Annotated in this window: 21 protein-coding genes; 11 read left to right on the forward strand and 10 right to left on the reverse strand. The window is 39.5% G+C overall.

The window, feature by feature from the left end:
• Positions 1–178: 178 nt before the first annotated feature.
• Positions 179–1,447: an MFS transporter gene (locus tag BIZ36_RS00435; protein ID WP_187455878.1), complete on the forward strand. Its 1,269-nt coding sequence runs from the start codon at positions 179–181 to the stop codon at positions 1,445–1,447.
• A gap of 57 nt (positions 1,448–1,504) precedes the next feature.
• On the opposite strand, the gene BIZ36_RS00440 is transcribed toward BIZ36_RS00435, so the two are convergent.
• From BIZ36_RS00440 to BIZ36_RS00450, 3 genes are all read right to left on the reverse strand, one after another.
• Positions 1,505–2,947 (reverse strand): rubredoxin, encoded by a 1,443-nt coding sequence (locus BIZ36_RS00440; protein WP_187455879.1) that lies wholly within the window; start codon positions 2,945–2,947, stop codon positions 1,505–1,507.
• A gap of 13 nt (positions 2,948–2,960) precedes the next feature.
• Entirely contained in the window at positions 2,961–6,494 is a 3,534-nt protein-coding gene (locus BIZ36_RS00445; protein ID WP_187455880.1) for a nitrate reductase, read from the reverse strand.
• Between the two features lie 137 nt (positions 6,495–6,631).
• Entirely contained in the window at positions 6,632–7,981 is a 1,350-nt protein-coding gene (locus tag BIZ36_RS00450; RefSeq protein ID WP_187455881.1) for an alpha-amylase family glycosyl hydrolase, read from the reverse strand.
• Positions 7,982–8,178: 197 nt separating this feature from the next.
• On the opposite strand from BIZ36_RS00450, the gene BIZ36_RS00455 reads away from it, so the two are divergent.
• Together BIZ36_RS00455 and BIZ36_RS00460 are read left to right on the forward strand one after the other, a co-directional pair.
• The gene (locus tag BIZ36_RS00455) at positions 8,179–9,462 is read left to right on the forward strand and encodes a serine hydrolase domain-containing protein (RefSeq protein WP_187455882.1); all 1,284 of its coding nucleotides are present in this window, start codon (positions 8,179–8,181) and stop codon (positions 9,460–9,462) included.
• Positions 9,463–9,752: 290 nt separating this feature from the next.
• Positions 9,753–10,349: an ankyrin repeat domain-containing protein gene (locus BIZ36_RS00460; protein ID WP_187455883.1), complete on the forward strand. Its 597-nt coding sequence runs from the start codon at positions 9,753–9,755 to the stop codon at positions 10,347–10,349.
• A 5-nt stretch (positions 10,350–10,354) separates the two neighbouring features.
• On the opposite strand, the gene BIZ36_RS00465 is transcribed toward BIZ36_RS00460, so the two are convergent.
• The 7 genes from BIZ36_RS00465 to cobA all read right to left on the reverse strand — a co-directional run bounded on the left by BIZ36_RS00465 (position 10,355) and on the right by cobA (position 17,762).
• A complete protein-coding gene (locus tag BIZ36_RS00465) occupies positions 10,355–11,026 on the reverse strand; it encodes a response regulator transcription factor (protein WP_187455884.1) in 672 nt (223 codons plus the stop codon).
• Positions 11,027–11,161: 135 nt separating this feature from the next.
• The gene (locus tag BIZ36_RS00470) at positions 11,162–12,454 is read right to left on the reverse strand and encodes an alginate export family protein (protein WP_187455885.1); all 1,293 of its coding nucleotides are present in this window, start codon (positions 12,452–12,454) and stop codon (positions 11,162–11,164) included.
• Positions 12,455–12,485: 31 nt separating this feature from the next.
• On the reverse strand, positions 12,486–13,319 hold the full coding sequence (locus BIZ36_RS00475) for an ABC transporter ATP-binding protein (RefSeq protein WP_187455886.1): 834 nt from the start codon (positions 13,317–13,319) through the stop codon (positions 12,486–12,488).
• Positions 13,320–13,336: 17 nt separating this feature from the next.
• The gene (locus BIZ36_RS00480) at positions 13,337–14,176 is read right to left on the reverse strand and encodes an ABC transporter ATP-binding protein (RefSeq protein ID WP_187455887.1); all 840 of its coding nucleotides are present in this window, start codon (positions 14,174–14,176) and stop codon (positions 13,337–13,339) included.
• Between the two features lie 18 nt (positions 14,177–14,194).
• Positions 14,195–15,301, reverse strand: a complete 1,107-nt coding sequence (locus tag BIZ36_RS00485; protein WP_187455888.1) for an ABC transporter permease — start codon at positions 15,299–15,301, stop codon at positions 14,195–14,197.
• Between the two features lie 29 nt (positions 15,302–15,330).
• Entirely contained in the window at positions 15,331–16,731 is a 1,401-nt protein-coding gene (locus BIZ36_RS00490) for a CmpA/NrtA family ABC transporter substrate-binding protein (RefSeq protein ID WP_187455889.1), read from the reverse strand.
• A 257-nt stretch (positions 16,732–16,988) separates the two neighbouring features.
• The gene (cobA, locus tag BIZ36_RS00495; RefSeq protein ID WP_187455890.1) at positions 16,989–17,762 is read right to left on the reverse strand and encodes a uroporphyrinogen-III C-methyltransferase; all 774 of its coding nucleotides are present in this window, start codon (positions 17,760–17,762) and stop codon (positions 16,989–16,991) included.
• A 125-nt stretch (positions 17,763–17,887) separates the two neighbouring features.
• On the opposite strand from cobA, the gene nirB reads away from it, so the two are divergent.
• From nirB to BIZ36_RS00535, 8 genes are all read left to right on the forward strand, one after another.
• The gene (nirB, locus tag BIZ36_RS00500) at positions 17,888–20,404 is read left to right on the forward strand and encodes a nitrite reductase large subunit NirB (protein WP_187455891.1); all 2,517 of its coding nucleotides are present in this window, start codon (positions 17,888–17,890) and stop codon (positions 20,402–20,404) included.
• Positions 20,405–20,424: 20 nt separating this feature from the next.
• The gene (gene nirD / locus BIZ36_RS00505) at positions 20,425–20,802 is read left to right on the forward strand and encodes a nitrite reductase small subunit NirD (protein ID WP_187455892.1); all 378 of its coding nucleotides are present in this window, start codon (positions 20,425–20,427) and stop codon (positions 20,800–20,802) included.
• Between the two features lie 84 nt (positions 20,803–20,886).
• The gene (locus tag BIZ36_RS00510; RefSeq protein WP_187455893.1) at positions 20,887–21,477 is read left to right on the forward strand and encodes a DUF4202 domain-containing protein; all 591 of its coding nucleotides are present in this window, start codon (positions 20,887–20,889) and stop codon (positions 21,475–21,477) included.
• A gap of 95 nt (positions 21,478–21,572) precedes the next feature.
• A complete protein-coding gene (locus BIZ36_RS00515) occupies positions 21,573–23,348 on the forward strand; it encodes an ATP-binding protein (RefSeq protein WP_222937114.1) in 1,776 nt (591 codons plus the stop codon).
• Positions 23,345–23,716 carry a DUF7009 family protein gene (locus tag BIZ36_RS00520; RefSeq protein WP_187455894.1) on the forward strand — a complete coding sequence of 124 codons (372 nt, stop codon included), beginning with the start codon at positions 23,345–23,347 and terminating at the stop codon, positions 23,714–23,716. The genes BIZ36_RS00515 and BIZ36_RS00520 overlap by 4 nt, the downstream gene beginning before the upstream one ends.
• A gap of 175 nt (positions 23,717–23,891) precedes the next feature.
• On the forward strand, positions 23,892–24,293 hold the full coding sequence (locus tag BIZ36_RS00525; protein ID WP_187455895.1) for a response regulator: 402 nt from the start codon (positions 23,892–23,894) through the stop codon (positions 24,291–24,293).
• A 283-nt stretch (positions 24,294–24,576) separates the two neighbouring features.
• Entirely contained in the window at positions 24,577–25,293 is a 717-nt protein-coding gene (locus tag BIZ36_RS00530; RefSeq protein ID WP_187455896.1) for a LytR/AlgR family response regulator transcription factor, read from the forward strand.
• A 140-nt stretch (positions 25,294–25,433) separates the two neighbouring features.
• Positions 25,434–25,769, forward strand: coding sequence for a hypothetical protein (locus BIZ36_RS00535; protein ID WP_187455897.1), 336 nt, complete (start codon positions 25,434–25,436; stop codon positions 25,767–25,769).
• The last annotated feature ends 232 nt before the right edge of the window (positions 25,770–26,001 follow it).

Consider the following 26,001-nt stretch of genomic DNA (forward strand, 5'->3'; position numbering starts at 1 on the left):
CCTTAGAAAATTGTCCTTATCAATTTTAAACACTTGACTATTTTATCGGTTAAAGCGCTTTTTTTTTATCAATTAAGGATTTTTGAATTATCTTTCGTTGCAATTTTCGTAAAAAATCCTGTTTATTGGATGCAATTCGGAAAGAGAACACTTAAAACAATAAACCAAATAAAACCTTATGGAAACATCAAGTAATGTGTCGGCAACCAATGCCAACAGACTCTTTTATGCAAGTTGCTTTGCATTGATTACCACAGCCTTTTCCTTTAGTATACGGGCTGGTATTTTACCTCAATTAGGAGAAGAATTAAGTTTAACCGCAGAACAACTAGGGTTTATCAACTCCATGTGGTTTTTAGGCTTCCCCATATCTATGGTCATCGGTGGATTGATTTACCATAAGGTGGGCGGTAAAGCTATTATGCAATTTGCCTTTTTTGCCCATGCATTGGGTATTATCCTTACTATTTATTCGGGAAGTTATACAGGCCTTCTTATATCCACTTTGTTAATAGGGCTAGGTAATGGATGTACTGAAGCCGCTTGTAACCCAATGATTGCAGATGCCTACCAAGGTACCCGAATGAGTAAAATGATGAACCGTTTTCACATGTGGTTCCCAGGAGGTATCGTAATTGGTAGTTTAATTTCCAAATTTATGACCGATTGGGGCATGAGCTGGGAAACCCAAATTTGGATCATAATGATTCCTACTTTGATCTATGCTTATTTATATTTTGGTCAAGCCTGGCCAAAAGCAAAAGTGGAAGAAGGGGCTACTCTCTCTGGAAATTTCAAGGCAATGCTTTCGCCCCTGTTCCTTTTCATGGTAGTTTGTATGGCATTAACCGCTGCTTCGGAATTTGTACCGCAACAATGGTCCAGCATTATCCTTGCTAAAAGCGGGGCCCAACCCATGTTAATTTTGGCATTGGTTACGGGAATTATGGCAGTGGCCCGTTATTTTGGTGGAGAAATGGTTCATAAATTTGACCAAACCGGAGTATTATTGGGATCAGCAGTACTAGCTGCCGTAGGAATCTATTTATTTAGTACACAAACCGGTGCAATGGCCTATGTAGCTGCCATCTTTTTTGCTTTGGGTGTTGCTTATTTCTGGCCTAATATGCTTGGCTTTGTTGCTGATAAAATTCCAAAAAGTGGAGCATTGGGACTGTCTATTATGGGTGGTGTTGGTATGTTCTCCCAAACTATTTTCCAACCAATTACGGGAAGATGGATCGATAACGACCTTAAAGAAGTAGCTGCTAGAGGTCTTACTGGAGATGAATTGGAATTAGTGGCCGGTCAACAAACCATGCAAACACTCACAATTTTCCCAATTATACTAATTGTACTATTTACAATTTTATTCTTCTGGGTTAGAAAAATGAAAGCAACATCAACCGCTGAAGCTCAATCACCCTCCGAGAATACAGCGATGTAAAGTTATACACTCAACTTAATCATGAAGCGGTTCCGAAATTTTTGGGGCCGCTTTTTTTTATGCAATCTCGAGGCTAACACTTGAGAAATTGCTTTTTGGCCCTTCGCAAACAGGGCATATATAATTACTTGGTAAATTTTCAAAAGTGGTTCCAGCAGGTATTCCAGACTTTTCATCCCCATAGGATTCATCAAAAACCGTAAGACATTTAGAGCATTGATACACTGTACGGGCTTCCTTGTCTTTTTCGCTTTTGTTTTCCAAAGTTGCAGAAACCCCAGAAGCAAAGCCCAACTGCTCAAAGTATTTCTTACTTAACTCCATCAATAACCCAGGTAATTCAATCTTATCCACATCTTGGGCCAACGCCTGATATTTAAGGGAATTAGGGTCAAAATTTTCAAAGTGAAGTACGTTGTATGTTGGCCTTACCTCAAAATCCTTTACAATGGATGGCGGAGCATTTTTTTCGATAATGACCGATGCAAAATGGGAACGCTTGCCCACATCATTGCTTATACCAAAGGTTAGGCCATAGGTGCTAATATCATTCTGATCAAAACTCCTCACCAAAAACTTTTTCAATTCCATAGCTTCTTCATCATCCACAGGAAGATGCCAGTTCATCTCTAGTTGAGAATGCCTAATGTTAATACCCCTTTGCCCTAAGAACCTTTCCAATTCTGGTCTTGATTCTTTTTTTATGCCTTTAATTATAAAGGATTTCCATGGGGTAATACAGATTTTACCAATGCTGTTATTCAAACAAAATCCACATAGCTCCCTTAAAAAATAAAGGTCGTACTTATTGTTTCGCCAATAGAGACCTAACCAGTACTGGTCAAGGCCCATACGATTCATACCTTCGTAATAGGGAAATTTGATATACGGAATCTCCAGAGGTTTATCTATGGTCCTACTATTGGTGTCCAACTGTTTGTGAATGTAAAAAGACAGCTCCTCTACATTATCCGCCTCTATTTGAAACTCTTCTATTGCTTTGGTGACTTTTACAATATCCCAACTATAAATTAAAACAGGGTAGTAGTCTGAGTCTTTCCAATGGGGTAATTTGATATGCAAGTACCAATAATCTTCATTTTCCGAAGCAATAAAATTTAGGTTGCCACTAAACAAGGGAACCAACCTCTGTTTTGGATCGGTAATATTGATTTTAAGCTGGGGCTTAAAGTCAAACCCCTCCAAAATATACAGATAGGTAGACCCTTTAAGCCAATGCGTCATATCAAAAATATCGGCGGAAACATAAGAACAAACTATATTTTGAAAGCTTCTGTTCGCTTCTATATTAACATTGAATTTAGACGTTATTTCCTTATAATCCTCCGAGGTATTTAATGGAAACAATAGATCTTGCCTAGAACCAAAATGAACCTCTTTAAGACCTGCGGCCTCCAGCATGGCAATACAATCCTTCAGTTCGCCCGGGGAGGTTACCCCTCCTTTAAGCATTATTCTATGCAGATTATCATTTGTCATATGACCTATAGTTTTAATTGACCGCAGTTTTCAACTGGGCCGATAAAATTTCCTGTACTTCCGGTTTACAACTACCACAACCGAGTCCGGCACCAGTTTGCGAACACAACTGACCAAAATCCTCACATCCTCCTCTAATGGTGTCAATAATATTTCCTTCCCCTACCTGACTGCAGGAACACACCATTTTACCCTTTAAAGGCACTGAAGTATTATTGCCCCTTAGCAATTCCTCTCTTTTTTCACTTAGTTCAATTTCTTCTTCAATTAGTCTTTTAAATTCTGCAAATTCGTTCTTATCGCCCATCAAAATAGCCCCTTTTAGGATGTCATTCTGTACAATACACTTTTTATAATACCTTTTGCTTACATCCATAAAAATAATTTCTTCAAAAGAAGCATCAGAGGAAGGCGCATTTACCATACCTAAACTACAAAGGTCTAAATCCTCAAATTTTAAAATATTCATAAGAATGGACCCGTTGTAGTAGCTACCATAGTCCCCCAAGATAAACCTGGCTGCAATATCTGCCTGTTGTTCCGCGGCAGAGGTTATTCCAAAAAGGGAATTTTTAAACTCGGCTATTTCCCCAAGGGCAAATATGTTGGGCTGATCGGTCTGCAAATACTCATTGACAATAACCCCTCTACTGGTCAATAAGTTTGATGTTTTGGCCAATTCAATATTTGGCCTTGTACCTATAGCATAGACGATTGCATTGCATTTTATGGTTCGCCCGGTTTTTAAGGTAACGGACAAATAGTTCTTACTGTCCTTTTCTTCAAAAACGGTACTCACCTCATTATCAAAATAGACCTTGATTCCTCGTTCCATCACATCTTGTGCCAGTAGGTTACTGGCCACTCGATCTAATTGTCGCTCCATTAATCGTGGCGCTCGCTGAATAATACTTATCTGTACTTTACGCTTTTTGAGTGCTGCAGCCAATTCCAGTCCCAGAAGTCCGCCACCCACTATGACCACGTGCTGTTCCTCTTCTGGCAAACCTGTTTTTTGGAGATAGGAACGTAGTCTATCCGCATCTCCACGTTCCCTCATAGTAAACCTCCCTGGTAAATTTATTGGTACATCATTGGGTACAAAAGCACGACTTCCCGTAGCCATTATCAAAATATCATAGGTATGCGTTACGCCCAAATCATCTACCACTTCCTGATTCTCCTTATCCAACTTTTTTATTCCCACCCCGGAATGTAAACTGATACCCAATTTTTGTACTTCTCCCTTTTTAAGTTTTTCGAGAGCTTCCCACGAAAGCTCTTCACTTACATATTCAGGCAACAAAACCCTGTTATAGAATGGGTCTTTTTCTTTGGAGAACACATGAATTTCATCACTCTTATTTTTTGAACGGTAGGTTTGAACGAACCTATAGGCAGCGGCTCCCGCTCCTATAACCACCACTTTTTGTTTCGGCTTTACATATTTGGCGACCTGAACGGCACAATATTTAAAATCCGGCTCCTTGGAAATGGGGTCTACTAAATCATTCGTCATGTTATTGGCACGACCAAAATCATTGTTCAATACCTTGCCCCAGTGCATGGGCAAAAAGACCACCTGCTCCCTTATGTCATAATTTACCTTGACCTTTACCTGTACTTCTCCCCTACGGCTCTTTACAGTAGCTACATCACCTTCTTTAAGCCCTCTTAGGTAGGCATCTACTTTGTTCATTTCCAAGTAAGGTTCCGGAATGTGGGTGAGCAATCTTTTCACCTTTCCCGTCTTGGTTCGGGTATGCCATTGATCTCTAACCCGGCCGGTATTTAAAATAAGTGGATATCGTCCATCTGTTTTCTCGGACTGATTATACAGTTTGGGCGGAGCATTAAAGTGCGATTTTTCATCATTGGTGAAAAACTTACGATTCGTGAACAATCTTGGAGTACCCATATGTTCTTTATGCGGAACGGGCCATTGAAAACTACCTTCATTTTGTAGACGTTCATACGATAATCCTGAAATATCAATATTGGTGCCCTTGGTCAATAGACAATGCTCATCATATACTTCACTAGCATTGGAATAATCAAATCCCTTATAGCCCATTTTCTGGGCAAAGCGCCATAGAATTTCCGCATCTGCCATGGCTTCCCCGGGAGGGTCTATGACCTTGGGAAGGTAACTGATACGACGTTCTGAATTGGTCATCGTACCTTCTTTCTCTAACCATCCGGCTGCCGGTAATAACAAATCTGCATATTTGGTAGTTTCGGCATGATGTGAAATATCCTGAACCACCACAAAACTGGCGTTTTCCAGCGCTTTCTCCACTTTATGCACATTGGGAAGACTCACAATAGGATTTGTACAAATTATCCAAATGGCTTTCATTTTACCAGATGCCAAAGCATCGAACATCTCCGTTGCGGTATACCCTGCTTCACCTGAAATTTCCTTTCCTCCCCAAAAGTTAGATACTTCCTTTCTGTGATTAGGGTTCCCTAAATCCCTATGCGCCGCCAATAAACTGGCCATACCTCCTACCTCTCTACCCCCCATGGCGTTGGGTTGACCCGTTAAGGAAAAGGGGCCAGCCCCAGGTTTACCAATTTGTCCCGTCAATAGGGAGAGGTTAAGAAGGGCCAAATTTTTACTGACCCCAATTACGCTTTGGTTTAAGCCCATGGTCCACATAGAAATGAAGGCTTTTGCATTGCCAATATAACTGGCAGCAGTACGAATTTCTTCCACGGTAATTCCGCAAAGTTCCGCTGCCTTTCGTAAACTCAACTGAAATGCGCTCTCTTTACATGCCTCAAAATTAACCGTATGTTGTTTTATGAATTTTCGGTCAATTTTTTTCTTTTCTATGAGCCACCTTGCTATCGCGTTGAATAAAATAACATCCGTACCCGGTAATATTTGTAAATGAAGGTCTGCCAAAGCACAAGTCTGTGTCTTTCTAGGGTCCACTACAATTATTTTAACATCTGGATTCTCTTCCTTGTGTTTTTCAATTCGCCTAAAAAGTATAGGATGACACCAAGCAGGGTTGGCTCCGGCAATCAGAAAACAGTCTGCCAATTCAATATCGGCATAGGAAATAGGAACTGAATCTTCACCCAGGATTTTTTTGTAGCCCACAACGGCCGAGCTCATACACAACCTAGAATTGGTATCGATATTATTGGTGCCAATAAACCCCTTGGTAAGTTTGTTGACCAAATAATACTCCTCAGTAAGGCATTGGCCTGAAACGTAAAAGCCCACACTATCCGGGCCATGTTTATTAATAATACTCTTAAAAACTGCTACGGCACGATCAAATGCGGTATCCCATGAAACCCTTTGCATAGGATGGTTTCTGCTCCACCTCATTTGTGGGTAAAGAATCCTATCAGTAGTATCTTGCGCTACGTAGTTTAGGTTTTTCCCTTTGGAACAAAGCATTCCTTTGTTCACCGGATAGTCCTCATCGCCTTCAACGCCAATGGTACCCTTTGCATCTACTTTAACCTTTATACCACAGCCAACACCGCAATAGGAGCAAATTGTTTTATGTTCAGTTTCTCTATGCATAAACTAAGGGTTCTTGACAACAATAATTTATACTTGCAAATTATAAAATTACGTATATATACGTAGTTTTTAATTCGTAAAAATTGAACGATTATTTACGGGTACCGAAAAATATTATGAGAAATTCAATGAAATATTCATTTTGAATCCGACAACAGCCTGAAGCTTAAAGGTGGAAGATTCAAAACAAATGACCCCTTAATCACATTAATGCTAAGGTTCCTATCCAGAACATCCTTTATTTCAGTTGTTTCCAAGGCAGAATGAACCATTTTCAATTCAACGCAAGAATTATCTAGATTATAAGCTGCCACAATACGTTCATTTTCAAACTCCCTGGCAAAAACCAATACCTTCTTCCTTAAGACAATTAAAATAAAATTACCATGGCCAAGCGATGGAAGTTCTTTTCTTAGTGAAATCAACTGCTTAATAGTTTGGAAAATTTCAGGATATTTTGCTTCTCGCCACCTATTTGAATAGGTAATGGCAGGCCTTAATTCTGTATCGTTAAATCCTTGCCTAGTACCCGCATACCCAAATTCACTACCGTAATAAATAGATGGTACACCGGGAAGGGTAAAAAGTAAGGCGTATAACAATGGTAAATGCTGCCTATTGATCAAACTACTAAACGCCCTATTGACATCGTGATTATCTACAAATGTGTACAACTGTACATTTCTATACTTACCTCGCGCACCAGATTGTCTTTGTAGTAAAGGACCCAAAAGGTTAAAATCGTGCTTATTAAAACATTCGTACAGAGGCGAATGCAATTCATAATTGGTAACCGAATCCAACATTTTATCATTTACCCAGGTTAAATAATTACCTGATACCGTCTCGCCCAGTAACCAGAATTCCGGATGTAACGTTTTAGTAAAAGTTGAAAGTTCTATTAAGAATTTTTTGTCAAGAATATCTGCCGTATCCAGACGTAACCCGTCAATATTAAGAAAGTTAATCCAAAATCGTACAGCCTCTAAAAGGTGTACTCTAACCTCTGGGTTTTCGTGATTTAATTCTACCAATTGATAATGGTCTTGCCAACCGGAATATGAAAAGCCATCTAAAAACACTCCTTCTTTAGAAAAATCAACGTTTTTAAACCAATCCCTATACCTTGAATTATTTTTATTCTTAAGCAAATCCTTAAAGGCCCAGAACTCCCTTCCCACATGATTGAAAACCGCATCCAACACCACCGCAATTCCTTTTGAATGCGCCACATCTATTAATTCCTTTAAAAGTTTATTGGAGCCCAATCGCCGATCAACCCGAAAAAAATCTACGGTATCATATCCATGTGATACACTTTCAAAGACAGGTCCTAAATAAAGTGCATCACAACCCAAATCCAGCATATGATCAAGCCAAGGCTTTAATTTTGAAATTTTTGAGGTAGGCTGAAAATCAAAAGAATTTCTTTCCGGAGCACCCAAAAGACCTAAAGGATATATCTGATAAAAAATTCGATTGACCATCTTTTAATTTTGGTATTCTAAAAATAAACAATGCCAGTCTCAAACGAAATGAAACAATCAACTTCTCTCAAGAGACGGCTGAAAGATGAAGTGTTAAAAAATAACAATTAGTATAAGAATTTATGCATTTCATCCGTTATTTAAGTAATTCATCCTATATTCAAGCCCTATAACCCTAAAGTCAATCCAATATCCCCATGCGATCATTTAAAGTATTCGCCATTTTCGCCCTTCTTACCTTTACCTTATTTTTGGCGACATCTGGCGTAAAGAGTGAAGAACAACCAAAACCTAGTACCTCTTCCGAAATCGTTGTAGAAAATACAACAAAACCTTTGTCCAAAGTGGACATAGAGAAATACCACGCAAAAAAAGAAGAATTACAAAAGGCCTTGAACGACTATTTTGATAGGGCAATCAAAAATGGTGATATAGTAGGTGCAGGGGTAAGTATCGTGCAAGGTGATAGCATTATCATTTCAAATGGCTTTGGCAAGAGAAACGTGAATTTTAATGATAAAGTTGATGGCGAAACTGTTTTTAGACTGGGATCATTAAGTAAAGGGTTTGCAGGTGTACTTGCTGCCAACCTTAAAAATGATGGCTATTTGAACTGGAGAGATCGCGTTATTGATTATTTGCCACAATTTAAATTGGGTGATGCCAGCAATACTTCTGAAATTACCTTAGCGAACATTATGAGCCATACCTCAGGTACTCCCTACCACAGTTTTACCAATTTGGTAGAAGCCAACTTACCATTGGAAACCATTGCCGAACGATTTAAGGAAGTGGCCCCGATCAGCAAGCCTGGCGCCATGTATAGCTATCAAAACGCAATTTTTGCCTTGTGCGGAGAAATCATGAAGAAAGCAACTGGTGACGAAATCTCCACATCTTTACAAAACAGGTTCTTTACCCCATTGGGAATGTGCAGCACTTCTATGGACCATAAGACCTTGAACAAAACGATTAATGTTGCGTTACCACATTCTAAATGGCGTAGTGGCTATAAAACCCTACAACTTACCAACAAATATTACAATGCTATTGCTGCAGGGGGTATTAATGCAAATGCCCACGACATGGGGAGGTGGATGCGTTTCCTTTTAGGCCATAACCCTGAAATCATGAAAAAAGAAGCTTTAGAAGAAGCCTTTACCCCATTTATTGAAATTTCTGGAAGCCATAAATATTACCACAAATGGCCCGGACATCAAAAGTCCTATTATGGATTTGGGTGGAGAATTCACAAGTTCATAGAGGAAGATTCTACCGTAGAAAAAACTATTTGGCATCACGGAGGCAGTGTAAACAATTACAGAAACGAAATAGCAATGTACCCAGAGACAGACCTTGGAATCTGTGTGCTATTGAACAGTAATTCCAAAATTTCCAAAACAGTGATTCCTGACCTTTATGAAATAGTGAGGGATGTTTACAAAGATGAACCATTGGCAATTGCAAATAATAAAAGTTAACGGGATAAATTCTTAGCTCTTCTCCAATTGCCCCATAACCCAATTGAATTCTTAAGGGAGTTTTTTTGAACTTCGACAATTAAATACGCTATCAACATATAGTTTTGTGAATTGTCTATTTAGTTGAACTGCTTACACTGTGATAAACACTTTCAATCAATAAGTGAATCTTCTATTAACTTTGAAAACGAGCCATCTACATTTATAAGTACACAACTTAACAGCATTTAAAACGTTCTTCTAAGAATCAAAAAAAGGTGTTTTTCCAATTTGACAGCCACTAACCGCACATGGATACGAACCTAAAATCAAACTCCCCGGAAGATCAGCTCATCAATGCATGTTTTAAAGGATATGCCAAGGTGGCAACAGACTTGCTACAAAAAGGCATTTCGCCCAATTGTCAAGGGGTCATTAAAACTACACCGTTGAATGCGGCCGTAACGCACCGGCATTTTGATGTTGTGGACATCCTACTTGATTTTGGTGCAGATATCAATTATGAATCAGGTGAAATACTATCCTTTTCCCGGACTCCGTTGGCTATTGCCTGTCATAACGGGGACATGGAAATGGCGGAATTCTTAATGCAACGTGGAGCACAAATTGATTTAATGAGTGGAATTTATGGTAATCCGCTTCATGCCGCCATTGAATCCAACAACTTGCAATTGCTTAAGTTTATATTGGAAATGAATGCCAACGTTGAAGCAAAAATTGGTGTTTATTTAGACACGCCTATCTGTGCAGCGGCCAGATCGGGTAATAAGGAAGCTATTGAATTATTGGTGCAATTTGGAGCGAAAACCAAACCTCTTAGAAAAATGGAAAGGCATAAGCTTTCCCCAGCAATAGTCAGGTTTTTGAAAAGTAAAAAATACATTTAACAGACCTATATCAAATTAAATTTCTGTGCCTTTTTTGATAGGTCAATAAGGTTTTTCACATCCATCTTCCGCATAAGATTAAACCTATGGGTTTCTACCGTTCTTTTACTATTCTGAAGTTTTTCGGAAATCTGCTTATTGGTTAGTCCGGACAATACCAATTCCAGAATCTGTAATTCCTTATTGGTCAATTCAAAAGGATTATTGCCCACCTTTAGCTTGGATACTTTCTCAACAATTTTCTTCGTGGGATTCAAAAGGTTGTTTACCAGAACATTGGAAATATCACCGCTGTAATAAGTTCCGCCTTCCCTAACGGTTTGTATGGCTTTAATGAACTCTACTTTACCCGTATCCTTTAAAAGATATCCTTTGGCACCAGCACTTACCGATTTTAAAATATATTCTTCGGAATCATGCATGGAAAGAATGATACACTTAACACTGGATTTTCTTTTATTCAGCTCATTGACCGCCTCAATCCCCGTCATATTTGGCATCCTGATGTCGATAATCAAAATCTCAGGATTTTTTTCCTCCACTAGTTGCAATGCTTCTAGGCCATCATCTCCCTCTCCTATAACTTCTAAATCAGATTCGCTCTCTAGCAAAGCTTTAATCCCATCTCTTACTAAAGAGTGGTCATCAACCAAAACGATACTTGTGGTATTGCTCAAAACATGCGTATTAATACGTACAAATATAATTGAATTTTAATTTTTACAAATTACCTCAATTTGACATTACAGAAAATGAATGAACCGCCATAACCCAGAGGCTACAACGGCTCAATCGAAGCATCCTATAAACAACTAATCCTTAGCGGTATTTAAAAATTTTGGTTTGATGACCAGCATGGCCCAAGCCCAGTTTTGGCTACTTGCCGCCATATCCTCGGCAACTCCCTTTAATTCGTACATCCCGCTAGCGGCAAACATGTGGGAATAGCCTATTTTAAGGGCATAGCCATTAAATGCCTGTGAATAGACCAAATCAACTTCAGTTCCTAAATTGCTTTCGCCACTAGGCAAATCTTGTTCCCCATTGAACTTTAAGATTTTAAGAAGTAGACTTGATTTTTCTCCCAATTTAAAGTTGGCACTGGCATGTATATCAAATAGACCCACAGAGTTCGCGTGGTTGCCTACGTAGAAATAATCCATGAAGCCATTAAATTTGTGATTCGTTCCGTAAAGTGGAAAAAATGCTTCGGTTTCACCAGTGGTATCGGCCTTATTACCACTTATAATTTCGGTACCGATACCCAAGCCTATCGTATTGGAAGCTTTATAGGTCAGATCGAGCCCCAATAAATAGGCCCCGCTTACTTTTGCCTCATTTTGCCTTTCGCCTGTCTGTAAAAAGGCATTCAAAGCTGCACCGAATTTCCCTGAACTATAATTTAAATGAGTACCCAAGGTCTGCAGATTACTCACCCCGTCGGCCACTTGGGCATCACCTTCTGTTATAAAGTTTTGAAATCCGTTATTGAGCAATAAAAGGCTACCGGAAAAATTATCCCATTTTTGCTTGAGATAAAGGTACTGCATAGTTTTATAGGAAAAGAATCCCGTGGTATTGTAGGCCGTTCCCACCGATTGAAAACCAGCCGGATTGCTGAAATCCTGATTAAATGCCAGACCAAGATCAAGCATAAACCTGTCTTTGTTATAGCTGAGAAGGGCTGCATCGTGATTTCGGCCTTGTTGAGCCCAGTCAAGTCCCCCAAAAATTCGTTGATCATCATACGAAATTACCTGTCGGCCTAATTTAGTGGAAAAGCCCTTGCCCAAGTTCAATTTTGCCCAAGCCTGAAAAACAGCAAAGGAATTATTTTGATCGTAGGGTAAAATCTGCCTATTCTCGCCCCAGACCATGACATCTTGAAGACTCAAATAAAATTCATACGAACTAAACTTATAACCCGCGTTCAATCGGGTTCGGGTCGAAATTGCGTAGCCAGGGTCCGCCACATCTGGAATGATGGAACCAAAGCCATTGCGATATTCGGTACGGGGCCTAAATTCACCATCCAAAATAAATTGAGAATTAATATAGTTTACCGATAGAAATACTAGGATTAATAAAATGTATTGGTTTTTCATTTTCCTTAAATTATTTGAGTTTGTTAGTTACTTAATGCTCTAGAAAATCAATCAAATGTTTGCGGTAGGCATAGTAATCATCCTGCTCTAGCACCGATTTTCTGGTTCTTGGTCTTTCAAAATCAATATTGAGAATATCACCGATTTTAGCTCTAGGTCCGCTAGTCATCATCACAACCCTGTCTGCCAAGAAAATAGCTTCGTCCACATCGTGGGTAATCATCACCGCCGTAATCTTTTCTTTGTTCCATATCTCAATTAAAATATCTTGCAATTCTCCTCGGGTGAGGGAATCGAGCATTCCAAAAGGTTCATCCAACAATAACACCTGTGGTTTTATGGCAAAAGCCCGTGCAATACCTACCCGTTGTTGCATGCCTTGCGAAAGTTCTTGTGCTTTTTTATCGAATGCACCATCCAGGCCTACCTTATGCAAATAGTATTTGGCAATGTCCTTTCTCTGTTGCTTGGTAGCATGTGGGAATACCTGATTGACTCCTAACATTACGTTCTGCAAAGCGGTCATCCAAGGCATTAAACTTGGTGCTTGAAAAATAACCCCTCTATCCGGTCCAGGACCTTTTACAGGATTGCCCAAGACCGAAATATTTCCACCAGAAATAGCGTTCAAACCCGCTATCATTGATAACATGGTGGTTTTACCACAACCAGAATGCCCAATAATGGTCACAAATTCTTCTTTCATAATCTGAAGATTCAAATGTTCGAGTACCACATAATCTCCTTTGGGAGTTGGATACACCTTTTTTAGATCATTCAAATCAAGCATTACAGGCGACGGGTAGAGTATACCGTTTTCATAGGTTCCTAAACTTTCTTTATTCTCAATGGTAGATGTGTTCATCTTTGTGATTTTTAAGGTTAGGCTACAAAACTTTTCGGACTAATTTCAGGCAGTTCGTATTGCGTCTGCACTTCGGCTTTTCTTTCGTTTCCGATATCCATCAGATATTCAATAATGGCATTTCGTGTTTTCTTATAATTGACATTGTCGTTCAACTCGGTTTTATCCCTTGGCCGGTCGATATCAATTTTAAATTCAGGTCCTAAAGTTGCCCTTGGTCCCGGACGGAGCGGAATAATGCGATCAGCCATATAAATTCCCTCATCCACATCATTGGTAATCAAAAGGGCGGTGCGCTTATCCTTACTCCAGATATTGAGTATTTCATCTTGTAGGTTGCCACGGGTCAAAGCGTCAAGGGCTCCCAACGGCTCATCCATAATGATCATTTCCGGATTCATGGCCAGGGCCCTTGCGACTGCTACCCGTTGCCTCATTCCCCCAGAAAGCTCTTTGGGTCTTTTGTTAATGGCGGGACTAAGACTTACCATCCCCACAAATTCTTTCACCCTTTTCATGAGCTCCGATTTTTTTTCCTTTGGGAATGCTTCCTTGACAGCCATATACACATTTTGACCAACCGTCAACCATGGCAAAAGCGAATAGTTTTGAAAAATTACCCCCCTATCGTGGCTTGTACCCTTAACCGGTTCGCCCTTAAAAAGAACCTCTCCGCTGGTGGGTTGTAACAAACCGTTTATCAGGTTGACCAATGTTGTTTTTCCGCTTCCCGTAAATCCTACGATGGCCACGAACTCTCCCTCTTCAATACTCAGATTAATATCGGAAAGTACTTCTGTAGCACTGCTACCTTGTCCGTAAGTTTTGTACACATTGTTTAATTCTAAATAGGCCATACCCTTTGTTTTTATAAATTATATAGCTTCGCTTTTATTGAAAGACACCATGTTTTGAATGGTCAGCATAAGCCTATCCAATAAGAAACCGATGATTCCTATGACAAACATGGCCACAATGATTTTTGAATTGGAATCGATGGCCCCATTCTGAAATTCCTCCCAAACGAAAGATCCTAAACCAGGACTCTGGGCCAAAAGTTCAATGGCGATCAACACCATCCAAGCCACGGAAAGTGTAATTCTCAAACCTGTAAAAATCAATGGTAACGACGATGGTAATATCACCTTGAACACCTTCTGCAAAGGCTTCAATTTTAATACTTTGGCAACATTTATATAGTCCTTATCCACCGTGGCGACACCCATGGCCGTATTGACCAAAGTGGCCCACATGGCACAAAGACCTACACTTATAAATGAAATGATAAAAGCACTATCTGAATTGGAATCTTTGGTCATCGTCTTTACGATCATGAATACCAATAACAACCAAACTACGGGCGATACAGGCTTAAATATCTGTATTAACCAATTGAAAGAACTTCTAAGTACGGGACTCAAACCAATAATTATACCGATGGGAACCGCAATGATCAATGCCAATAAAAATCCCGCAAAAACGGTTTTTAAACTGGTGAAAATTTGGTCCACAAAAGATGGGCGACCTGTATAAGTTATAGGTGCTTTACCTTCCGCTTCACGTTTGGCATTCAGTGCAGCCGTTTTTTCTGCAAAAGCATCCTTATCGGCGCTGATTACTTTATGATCGGCAATTAATGTTTGCAACGATTGCCACACCTGGCTGGGTGACGGTAAGGTATTGGGTTGACAACTGATATCCCCAGATGCGATACAAGCTTTCATGGCTTCCGCTGCCTCAGCACCCTGATCGGCCAGTGCCTTTTCGATTTTATAATCGGCCTCCATATTAAAAAGTGCTTTTGAGCCTAGTTGCCAAAGACCAATGAAAAGCAATATGGAAAGCAAAGGAATAACAAACTTTCTAAAGATGCTCTTCACATCAAATTTAAAGGAGCCCAGTTTTACCTTGCCCGCAACCGATCCCGACGAAAAACTTCCGACCAGGTCATTTACTTTGGTTAATACAATACTTTGTTTCATGATGCTTCTGATTTAAGTAATTGATTATTCTACAAAGAGGCGTTGTCTTTGTTACCTATACTAAAACTGTTGATATAGCCCAAAGGATCTTTGGCATCAAAGCTTTTCCCGTCTATAAATTCATTGGTAGCTGGCTTATAGCCATCGGTATCAGGCACGTCGGCGGCAGGAATGTGCCCTTCCTCCACTAAAATTTCGGCAGCTTTTTTCCAGATATCGGGTCTGTAAATTTCTTTAATGGTCTCATCATACCACTCGGCCGGTTTCGCATCAGGAATTTGCCCCCACCGTCTCATTTGGGTCAAAAACCAAACTCCATCGGAATAAAAAGGATACGTAGCATTGTACTTGTAGAATACATTAAAGTCTGGCATTTCCCTTTTGTCTCCCTTTTCAAACTCGAAAGTTCCCGTCATAGAATTGGAAAGTACCGCTTCATCAGCCCCTACATATTGAGACATGCTCAATATTTTAACGGCCTCTGCCCTATTCTCAGGTTCGTCTAACCACTTACCAGCTCTTATTAAGGCCTTGGTTACGGCAATAGCTGTATTGGGATTTTCCTCAACAAACTTTTTGGTCATCACAAATACCTTCTCAGGATTGTTCCTCCAGATATCGTAATTGGTAGTGACCGGTACCCCTATTCCTTTGAATACGGCCTGTTGGTTCCAAGGCTCACCTACACAATATCCATAAATAGTACCCGCTTCAAGAGTTGCCGGCATTTGCGGTGGTGGTGTTACGGATAATAAAACCTCGGCATCGATTTGCCCCTGCACATTATCTTTTGTGTACATGCCCGGATGAATACCAGCAGCAGCCAACCAATATCTTATTTCATAATTGTGGGTAGAAACTGGAAAAACCATTCCCATCTTAAAAGGCTTTCCGCTATTCTTATACTCCGTTATAACAGGCTTTAGAGCATCTGCTTTAATAGGATGTTGCGGTTTACCATCTTCATTTAAGGGAATGTTGGGTTTCATTTTAGACCAAACTTCATTTGAAACCGTAATGCCATTTCCATTAAGATCCATTGAAAATGGTGTTACCAGTTGGGCCTGACGACCAAAACCTGCACCAGCGGCTATGGGCTGGCCGGCCAACATGTGCGAACCATCTAACTGCCCATCTATTACTCGGTCCAAAACATTTTTCCAGTTTGATTGCGCTTCTACAGAAACAAATAATCCTTCATCCTCAAAAAAGCCTTTTTCCTTGGCAATGGCCAAAGGAGCCATATCCGTAAGTTTAATAAAACCAAACGTCAATTGTGGTTTTTCAACATCAAGGGTCTTTGAAATAGCACTAGTAGAAGAAACTTCTGCGCTTGCCGTTTCTTTTGATTGTTTCTCTCCTTTTCCGCCACATGCTACTATAAGTAATGCAGACAAAAAGAAAAAAACTGTTTGAGTTCTCGATTTCATGTTTTAGAGTTTTAAAAGGTGAACAATTAATTCTATGTAACAAACATACGTATATTATTAAGTATTAATACGTAGTATAAATAAAAATCATTGATTTTATACGTATTTTTACCAGAATGAATATATGCGCAGTAGTAATTTGAGGAATTCAAAATATGCGCCTTAGAAATTTCATGAATATGAAAAACGAGAAATCAATTGACATTAAATCTATTGCGAATTTTTAAAGAGAGATGGATTCTTTATTGTAATGCTTACTAAAATGCAGAGAAGAGTATTCTTTGGACTTCCTCATTAAAATACAAAGGATGTTTCGCCACTACATCGCCAATTACAATGATACCAGGTCGCTCACAATCAATGGCAGGAAGTTTTGTAGAAAATGACGATAACGTACCCAAAAAACATTGCTCGTTGCTATTAGTGCCGTTTTGAATTATCGCCGCAGGAGTTGAAGAATCCCTATATCTACTGACTTCAAGCATTATTTCTGCGGCTTTTCTAATCCCCATCAAAATGACTAAAGTGGCCGTAGAGCGAGCAGCATGTTGCAAATCTTCTGAAAAATTACCATCTCTTTTTGTGGCAGTCATTACCCAGAAACTGCTGCTCAAACCTCTTGAGGTCATGGGAATTCCCTGACTTGAAGGTACGGCGATGGCACTGCTTACCCCCGGAACAACCGTCACCGGAATACCAAAAGACTCTACATATTCGATTTCTTCACAGGCCCTGCCGAAAACAAAAGGATCTCCTCCCTTTAAGCGAACAACATGACCAAATTCCAAAGCCATTTTTACAATCAACTCATTTATTTGTTCTTGACTGCGACTGTGGGTGCCACATCTTTTCCCTACGTATATCACTTTAGATTTTTCACCTACGAATTGCAATAGTTCTTCGTCAATAAGAGCGTCATACAAAACTACATCGGCATCTTTCAAAGCTCTCAAACCCCTAATAGTAATAAGGTCTGACGCACCTGGGCCAGCACCTACCAATGTTACCTTTGGTTCAAATGTAGATTTCATAATACTTAATTTATTTAGGTAGGATTGACAATTCCTCAACAAAACTACGTAATTATTTTCATAAAAACACACTTAAAATACGTATTAATACGTAATATTGCTAAGTAGTTTAAAATCGAAGCGAAATGAAAACAATAATTGTTGTCGGTAACGGCATGGTAGGCTATAAGTTCTGTGAGAAATTCGTATCCCATGAAAAAAGCAAAAACTTCCAACTTGTTGTTTTTGGCGAAGAACCAAGACCAGCTTATGACCGCGTACATTTAAGTGAATATTTTGAAAGCCAAGATGCCAAAGCGCTTGAGATGGCCCCGAAAGAATGGTATTTAGAAAATAAAATAGAATTGGTGACTTCTGAACGCGTGCTCGATATCAATCGCGATTCAAAAACTATTTCCACATCTAAAGACCGCATCTTCAGTTATGACTACTTGGTTCTTGCTACGGGTTCATCCCCTTTCGTACCTCCAATAAAAGGAGTAGAAAAAAAGGGGGTTTTTGTCTATAGAACCATAGAAGATTTAGAAGGAATGTTGGCGTATGCCGCCGACCTTAAAAAGACAAAACCCAATGCAAAGGCCGCTGTTTTGGGCGGTGGCCTCCTAGGACTCGAAGCCGGTAAGGCAGTGTTGGATATGGGCTTAGAACCCCATATTGTAGAGTTCGCCCCAAAACTAATGCCCAGACAATTAGATTCTAGAAGTAGTAAGGTACTACAATTAAAGTTGGAGTCCATCGGGTTGAACATTCATTTAAGTAAGGCCACCAATCAAATTTTAGGAAATGGCTCGATCGAGGGTATGGAGTTTGGTGAAGACGACCTGCTTGATGTCGATATGCTCATCATTTCTGCAGGTATTAGACCTAGGGATGAACTTGCAAAAACCTGCGGTCTAGAAATCGGTGTGCGTGGCGGAATCGTCGTTAACAATAAAATGCAAACCGCTGATGAACATATCTATGCCATTGGCGAGGTAGCATTATTGAATCAAATGATTTACGGACTGGTGGCTCCTGGCTATGACATGGCCGATGTGGCCGTCAAACAGATTTTAGGCGAAACTGAACCCGATATGCCTACAGACATAGATATGTCCACCAAACTAAAGTTAATTGGTGTTGATGTGGCCAGTTTTGGAGAACCCTTTATGCCTGCTTCCAAAGGCCATTCCATTATTTACGAAGACAAAACCAAATTTCTCTACAAACGTATTAACGTTAGCCACGACCGTAAAAAGCTTTTAGGTGGTATTTTGGTGGGAGATGCTTCCGATTACAATATGCTACACCAAGTATATCTGAACGGTATGCCAATTCCCGAAGAACCTGCTCAATTGATTTTACCTAGTTCCGATGGTGCCGCTTCCTTTGGCAATGTCATGGATTTACCGGACGAAGCACAAGTCTGTTCCTGTGAAAGCGTCACAAAGGGACAAATTTGTGGGGTTATAGAAAACGGGGAAGCCAAAGACTTGGCCGATGTGGTCTCCTGTACCAAAGCAGGGACCGGTTGTGGTGGCTGCAAACCCATGGTAAAGGATATTACCGAAGCTACTTTGAAGTCGCTGGGCATAGAAGTGAAAGACTCCATCTGTGAACACTTTGATTACAACCGACAAGATTTGTACAAAATCATTCAGGTAAAAGGCTATACTACTTTTAATGAGGTACTAGACAATCACGGTAACGGTGGTCATGGTTGTGAACTGTGCAAACCCGTAGTAGCCTCCTTAATGGCAAGTATTCATGCGGATACGGCCAATAAGGAATATGCCATTCAAGATTCAAACGATCGGTTTTTGGCCAATATTCAGCGTAATGGTACTTATTCGGTAGTTCCTAGGGTGCCAGGGGGAGAAATTACCCCCGATAAATTGATTGCCCTTGGTGAAATCGCCAAAAAATATGACCTGTACACCAAAATTACCGGTGGGGTACGTGTCGATTTGTTCGGAGCAACCTTAAGACAGTTGCCTCTTATCTGGAAGGATTTGATCGCTCACGGATTTGAAAGTGGCCATGCCTATGGTAAATCCTTACGTACGGTAAAAACCTGTGTAGGTTCCACTTGGTGTCGCTATGGTATGGATGAAAGTGTAAGCTTCGGCATTGAATTGGAAAACCGGTACAGAGGTATTCGAGCGCCGCATAAAATCAAGGGTGGGGTTTCGGGATGTATCCGGGAATGTGCAGAAGCCCGTGGTAAAGATTTCGGACTTATTGCCGTTGAAGGAGGATGGAACCTTTACGTAGGTGGTAACGGAGGGGCAAATCCCCGACATGCCGAACTCTTTGCGGAACAAATAGATAATGAAACCGTCATTAAATATTTAGACCGCTACTTAATGCTCTACATGCGTACGGCCAAGCCTTTACAGCGTACAGCGGCCTGGCAAGAACGTTTGGAAGGGGGAATTGAATATTTGAAGGAAGTAGTTATTGAGGACAAATTAGGCATCGCCAAAGATTTGGAAGAAGAAATGCAAACCTTGGTCAACAAATTTGAATGTGAGTGGACCCAAGCGGTCAACAACCCTGAAATGATGAAACGCTTCAACCACTTTGTGAACAGCAAAGAAGAAGATGATAACTTGGTTTTTGTTCCCATGAGGGAGCAAAAAATGCCTGAACCTTGGAAATAATCAATTCAAACATGCTAGAGATGATTGCAACAACCAAAAAATACGAAACTGTTAAAGCAAACGAAGTGACCGTATGGTTCAAAGCGGCTTCGGTAAATGAATTTCCCAAAGATGGAGGTGCCTGTGTAAAGTATAAAGACCTGCAGATTGCCGTTTTTAACTTTACGCGACTGAATAAGTGGTATGCCACCCAAAACCTATCTCCAGAAAAACAGGAAATGGTTCTTAGCAGGGGGATGATTGGTGACCATAAGGGAATTCCCATGGTAGCCTGCCCCTTGCACAAACGTATTTTTTCGCTTGAGGACGGCCGTAACCTCAACGGTGATTTAGAACCAATAGCCACCTACCCTGTTAAGATACTTGATGGATATGTTCACATAGGCTTTTCCCATTAATTAACATAAAACTGCAAGCAAATGGATTTAGGTATTCTAAGGAATAGAAGCGGAAATTACTATCTTTCCTAAAAATTACATTGTATGCCTACCTCCGAGAAATTAGCGGAAGCCTTTAAGAAGTTTGACGAAGCCAATAGCAAAGACCCAAATACCGAGGAGTATCAGGGAAAAAAATATCCTAAGGAAGTGTTGTACGCACAGAGGATGACGCAAAAACTGGACGATTTTGATTCCAATGCCTCCGATGCCCTTAGACTTACGGCACGTTGCCAGCATATTCGCCGGTGGGAAATACCGCGTGATAGCTATGAGATGAACCGTGTAGGCTATTTAAAATGGCGACAAGATTTAAAGAAATTCCATGCGAAAGTGGCGGCTGAAATTTTGGAACAAGTAGGATACGACCAAGCGACCATTGACAAAGTCGCCTTTCTTTTAGAAAAAAAGCAACTCAAAAAAAATGAGGAGACCCAAACATTGGAAGATGTCATCTGCCTTGTTTTTTTAGAATATTATTTTGAAGACTTCAGTGAGGAACATCCGGAAGAAAAAATAATCGATATTCTCCAGAAAACATGGAGAAAAATGTCTCCTAAGGGGCATGAAGCTGCTTTAAAACTGCCTTTATCCCCTACCTCCCTTGAGCTAATTAAAAAAGCGCTGGAGGCATAAATACGGTCTAAAACAGTTGGTTTATAGAAAAGAGTCCAAAATATAGACAGTCTTTAGATAATGCAACCTTTCTACGCATTCGCAAATGGTATTTATTGGCATTTGCAGGCATTGCTTTGACCATCATCATTGCACAAATCTTAATACAATCTCACCTTAATTCGCAATTAAGTGACTCAAGAATTATAAATGTTGCCGGTTTTCAAAGGGCCTACAGTCAGAAATTGACCAAGGAAGTATTACTGATCAAGGATTTGTTCCCAGAAAAGAATATTGACCACGTAGTTCAGAAAATGAACGAGACCCTGGAAACTTGGAAAAGTAGACATGTTGGACTTCAAATGGGCAGTAAGGAATTAACATTGCCAAAGGAGACCAATGAAGAAGTGTTGCAATTGTTCACTCAAGTAGAGCCCCACCATACCGCAATGGTAACGGCAGCAGAAAAAATAGTTGAACTGCACCTACAAAAAAAACTATCAACCGATCAATTGGCTGGGCTAACTACTACCATTCTTAATAATGAGGACGGGTTTCTTCAAATAATGGACCACATAGTAAACGAGTATGACAATAGAAGCAAAGAAAAACTTGAAAGTTTAAAACGAAAAGAGTACCTGCTATTAATAATTTCAATTCTCATTCTCCTATTGGAGATTATTTTGATTTTTAGACCGCTATCCCTACAAATTAGAAAAACCATTTTCAAGTTGATGGAAAGCAGGCTACAGTCAGAAAATCAGGCCAAAGAAACAGAACGGTTATTTTTGGAAAAGGAAAAATCATTAAAAGACCTTCAAGAACTCAACTTTGTAATTGACAATGCAGCGCTTTTTGCAAGTGCCCGCCAAGACGGAAGTATTGTCTTTATGAGCAAAAAATTTCTTCAGCTATTGGGCTTGGAGGCATCGGATTTAAAGCGGCCCTTGTCTGAGGTGCTAACTACAGAGGAGGGACAACAACAATATTTGAAGGAAATTTTAAAAAACAACAGAAAAAACTTCATTAGAACGGAGGAAATCAAAATCACTACGGAAAAAGAGGATGAATATTGGCTGGATGTTTCCATTGTTCCCATGCACCAATCCAGCCAGCAGCAAAGTGTACTTATTCTTTGCTCAGATATTACAGAACGTAAAGAAAATGCCTTGAAGGTAGAGCAGCTTACCCAACAGAATTTTGAAGAAAGAATGCAACAAAAAAAGCTGCAGGCAAGTCAAATAGTTGAAGGCCAGGAAGAAGAACGCAAGCGCATTGCAAAAGACATTCATGATGGCATAGGCCAAATGCTTACAGCTTTGAAGTTCAATATAGAATCCATTGATACAAGCGATCAAACAAAAACAAAGGAAAAAATTGAATACCTCAAAACTCTCACTGCCGATCTTATTAAAGGGGTACGTACCGCCACATTTAATTTAACACCTCCAGAACTTAGTGACCATGGTATTTTTCCGGCTTTGCATAAAATGACCAATGAGCTATCCAAGTTAACCGGTAAAAATATCCTGTTCGAAAATAAAACAGAAGATTACATCCGTTTTGATTCCTTGGCGGAAACCAATATTTATAGGGTTACCCAAGAAGCGGTAAACAATGCCATAAAGTATGCCGAGGCCAATTACATTTTGATAACAATTGATTATAAAAATCAAATTTTAAGTGTGGTCATAGATGATGATGGTAAGGGTTTTAATACTGATATCATGAAAAGCCTACCCACCAATCAAAGTGATGGTGGAATGGGTCTCTTTTTTATGAAAGAACGAATTAGCTATATTAACGGTAGATTATTCATTCATTCTGAACCAGGGAAAGGAACACGGGTAACCATAAATTACAAAACAGAACAGAAAGAATTAGTGGTATGAAAATAAGAATTAGGGGTAATTCCGTAAGGTTGAGGCTGACCAAACCGGAAGTGGAAAATTTTTGTGAAACGGGAGAATTTTCTGAGACTACACGGTTTAATTCCCAAATATTCACCTATAAAATTGTCTCCAGGGAAGATATTGATTGTCTAAAAGCCGATTTTGTTGATAATACGATTGTCATTTTTATTCCTAGACAGGAAGCCTTGAACTGGGATCAAGATGAAAGGGTTGGTTTTAAGAACGAGTTTATCTTAAATGACGGTACCCTACTAAACCTTTTGGTTGAAAAAGATTTTGTTTGTTTGGATAAGAGGGATGAAGATGAGAGTGATAATTACCCCAATCCCCTATTGGCAAAAAAGTAAAGCCATACAAGAACATTCATTTTGTAAGAAATCCCTTTAAAAACGGGGTTTACGGCATTTTTCTTTAACCGTTTCAATACTACCATTCGTCTACACTTAATTCCCACTCGTCTACAGTTGAACTTTTTTCCGATCAAAATGTAGGTACTTTGGGGTTCACTTAATTATTAGCGCCATGAAAATACTTTTTATAGAAGATGATCAGGTAGAGACCATGAAAATGACGAGAACTCTTTCTAAGCTGCATTTAAATCATGAGCTTATCTTGGCCGAGAATGGAGAAGATGCATTAGAAAAATTAAAAAATACACTGAGGCTACCGGATTTAATCCTGCTGGATTTGAATATGCCACGCATGAACGGAAATGAATTCTTGGTTGCCATCAAAAAAAACTCGCATTTAAAAAATATACCGGTGGTGGTACTTACTACATCTCAAAACAGAGATGACCTTTTGGAATGCTACAGTTCTGGAATTGCCGGGTATGTGACCAAACCTCTTAAATATGAGGACTATGTTGAGAAAATGAGAAAAGTGTTTGCTTATTGGGAAGTAAACGATTTGATCAACGCATAAACGAGAAAAATAGGTGGTTGCATCCGCTTGGGTGCAGTAGTTCATATTTTTGATTAATAGTTAGGTGAAAGAAGCCCCGCAGTTTTGCGGGGCTTCTTAATATCTAATAATCACAATGATTACCAATGTAACCTCCTACCTTTAATAAGACTTTATTTACAAAAAATACAATTACATTAGTGTTGTTTTCGTTACCTTAATAAGATGAAAGGGGAAAAATGATGTGTGAAACAGATTTTCTCAGTACTTTTATATTCAATTTTAAGTCGATAACACACTGAAAATGAACTGTATAATAATCGATGATGAAGCCACAGCTAGAGCTATAGTTGCTCAATTATGTGCGAAATTTTCAGATCTTAATGTGATAGAAGAATTTGAAAGCGCGGTTGAGGCCATAAAGTTTTTGAACCAACAACAAGTGGATGTCATTTTTCTGGATATTCATATGCCTGGGTTCACTGGAGTAGATTTTGTACAGACCTTAAAAAACCCTCCGCATATTGTTCTAACTACCTCTGATACAGAATTTGCAATTGAAGCTTATGAATACGAAGCTATTGTAGATTATATAGTAAAACCTATAACACCGGAGCGCTTTGAAAAGTCCATTCAAAAAATAAAAAAGGTAGCATCACAGCCGGTGGTTAAAACTCCTGTCTCCAAAACAGAAAGTAATAATTCTTCGGTCACAGATCTTTACATTAATATTGATAGAAGGCTTATCAAATTAAAATTTAATGAAATCCTTGTTGTAGAGGCAAAAGGCGACTATATTGAAATAAGGTTGGAAAAGGATACCTATCGTGTACATACCACCCTGAAAAAAATAAAGGAAAAACTTCCCGATAGCATCTTCCTACAAATTCACCGTTCTTACATAATCAACTTCAATAAAATTATAGACATTGAAGACAACAGTGTATTAATTGGAAAGAATGTAGTACCTATTAGCCGATCCAATCGTCCCGAATTAATGCGCCGTCTTAATTTAGTATAGTCTACCCACCCATGGGGTTCGCATTCTTTTTCCCATCGTTATAAAGGAACCTTCTACCTACGGTAAACTACTATCCACCGATTTTCAAGCCTTTTTCTTTAGTTTGGATTAGATATTTGTAGCTCCTAATCTTACTAGCTATGGATAAACTTTTACTCCTTTGCTTCCTTTTTTATGGAATCAACTATTCTGCTGCACAAGAGTACCAATTTTTAGGTACTTACACGCAAGATGGTACCCCAGAATATTTTGATGAAAAAGATACGGTTTCCCCCGAAACCTTGAACATGATCGCCGATGCGCTCCCAGAGAGTTATCCGGTACCTCAGTTCAACCCGCAATATATAACCTCTGGCTATGACACTGATGTTATCCTAGACGAGAACGCAGATGTTCGGGTAGCGTTCGTAGCCGAGGGTGTGGGTAAAACTAATCGAACAAATCAATCTACAAGTGCACTATTAGACAAAAATTAACATAGGTAGATTTCCTTCTTTATTTTGGGTTGAAGGAAGTGAGAAGTCGAAAGGGCAATCGAGAGCTGGCGCACTCGGTTGTCCTTTTCCTTTTGATAAACAACAATAAATACGAGAATAGACAAAAATTATTAAAAGCCATTTTTTAACCATTCGTCTACAGCAAATCGCCATCCAACTATTCTTCTCAAATGATTTTCATATTACAGTGGATATTTGTTTCACGATGAGC

Source organism: Cytophaga sp. FL35, from assembly GCF_014349235.1.
Classification (GTDB): domain Bacteria; phylum Bacteroidota; class Bacteroidia; order Flavobacteriales; family Flavobacteriaceae; genus Euzebyella.

Coding starts and splice junctions, on each gene's coding strand:
- BIZ36_RS00510 (WP_187455893.1), top strand. CDS start 20,887: ATGCCTACCTCCGAGAAATTAGCGGAAGCCTTTAAGAAGTTTGACGAA.
- BIZ36_RS00530 (WP_187455896.1), top strand. CDS start 24,577: ATGAACTGTATAATAATCGATGATGAAGCCACAGCTAGAGCTATAGTT.
- BIZ36_RS00435 (WP_187455878.1), top strand. CDS start 179: ATGGAAACATCAAGTAATGTGTCGGCAACCAATGCCAACAGACTCTTT.
- nirD (WP_187455892.1), top strand. CDS start 20,425: ATGATTGCAACAACCAAAAAATACGAAACTGTTAAAGCAAACGAAGTG.
- BIZ36_RS00535 (WP_187455897.1), top strand. CDS start 25,434: ATGGATAAACTTTTACTCCTTTGCTTCCTTTTTTATGGAATCAACTAT.
- BIZ36_RS00490 (WP_187455889.1), bottom strand. CDS start 16,731: ATGAAATCGAGAACTCAAACAGTTTTTTTCTTTTTGTCTGCATTACTT.
- nirB (WP_187455891.1), top strand. CDS start 17,888: ATGAAAACAATAATTGTTGTCGGTAACGGCATGGTAGGCTATAAGTTC.
- BIZ36_RS00455 (WP_187455882.1), top strand. CDS start 8,179: ATGCGATCATTTAAAGTATTCGCCATTTTCGCCCTTCTTACCTTTACC.
- BIZ36_RS00475 (WP_187455886.1), bottom strand. CDS start 13,319: ATGAACACATCTACCATTGAGAATAAAGAAAGTTTAGGAACCTATGAA.
- BIZ36_RS00520 (WP_187455894.1), top strand. CDS start 23,345: ATGAAAATAAGAATTAGGGGTAATTCCGTAAGGTTGAGGCTGACCAAA.
- BIZ36_RS00450 (WP_187455881.1), bottom strand. CDS start 7,981: ATGGTCAATCGAATTTTTTATCAGATATATCCTTTAGGTCTTTTGGGT.
- cobA (WP_187455890.1), bottom strand. CDS start 17,762: ATGAAATCTACATTTGAACCAAAGGTAACATTGGTAGGTGCTGGCCCA.
- BIZ36_RS00480 (WP_187455887.1), bottom strand. CDS start 14,176: ATGGCCTATTTAGAATTAAACAATGTGTACAAAACTTACGGACAAGGT.
- BIZ36_RS00440 (WP_187455879.1), bottom strand. CDS start 2,947: ATGACAAATGATAATCTGCATAGAATAATGCTTAAAGGAGGGGTAACC.
- BIZ36_RS00485 (WP_187455888.1), bottom strand. CDS start 15,301: ATGAAACAAAGTATTGTATTAACCAAAGTAAATGACCTGGTCGGAAGT.
- BIZ36_RS00460 (WP_187455883.1), top strand. CDS start 9,753: ATGGATACGAACCTAAAATCAAACTCCCCGGAAGATCAGCTCATCAAT.
- BIZ36_RS00525 (WP_187455895.1), top strand. CDS start 23,892: ATGAAAATACTTTTTATAGAAGATGATCAGGTAGAGACCATGAAAATG.
- BIZ36_RS00445 (WP_187455880.1), bottom strand. CDS start 6,494: ATGCATAGAGAAACTGAACATAAAACAATTTGCTCCTATTGCGGTGTT.
- BIZ36_RS00470 (WP_187455885.1), bottom strand. CDS start 12,454: ATGAAAAACCAATACATTTTATTAATCCTAGTATTTCTATCGGTAAAC.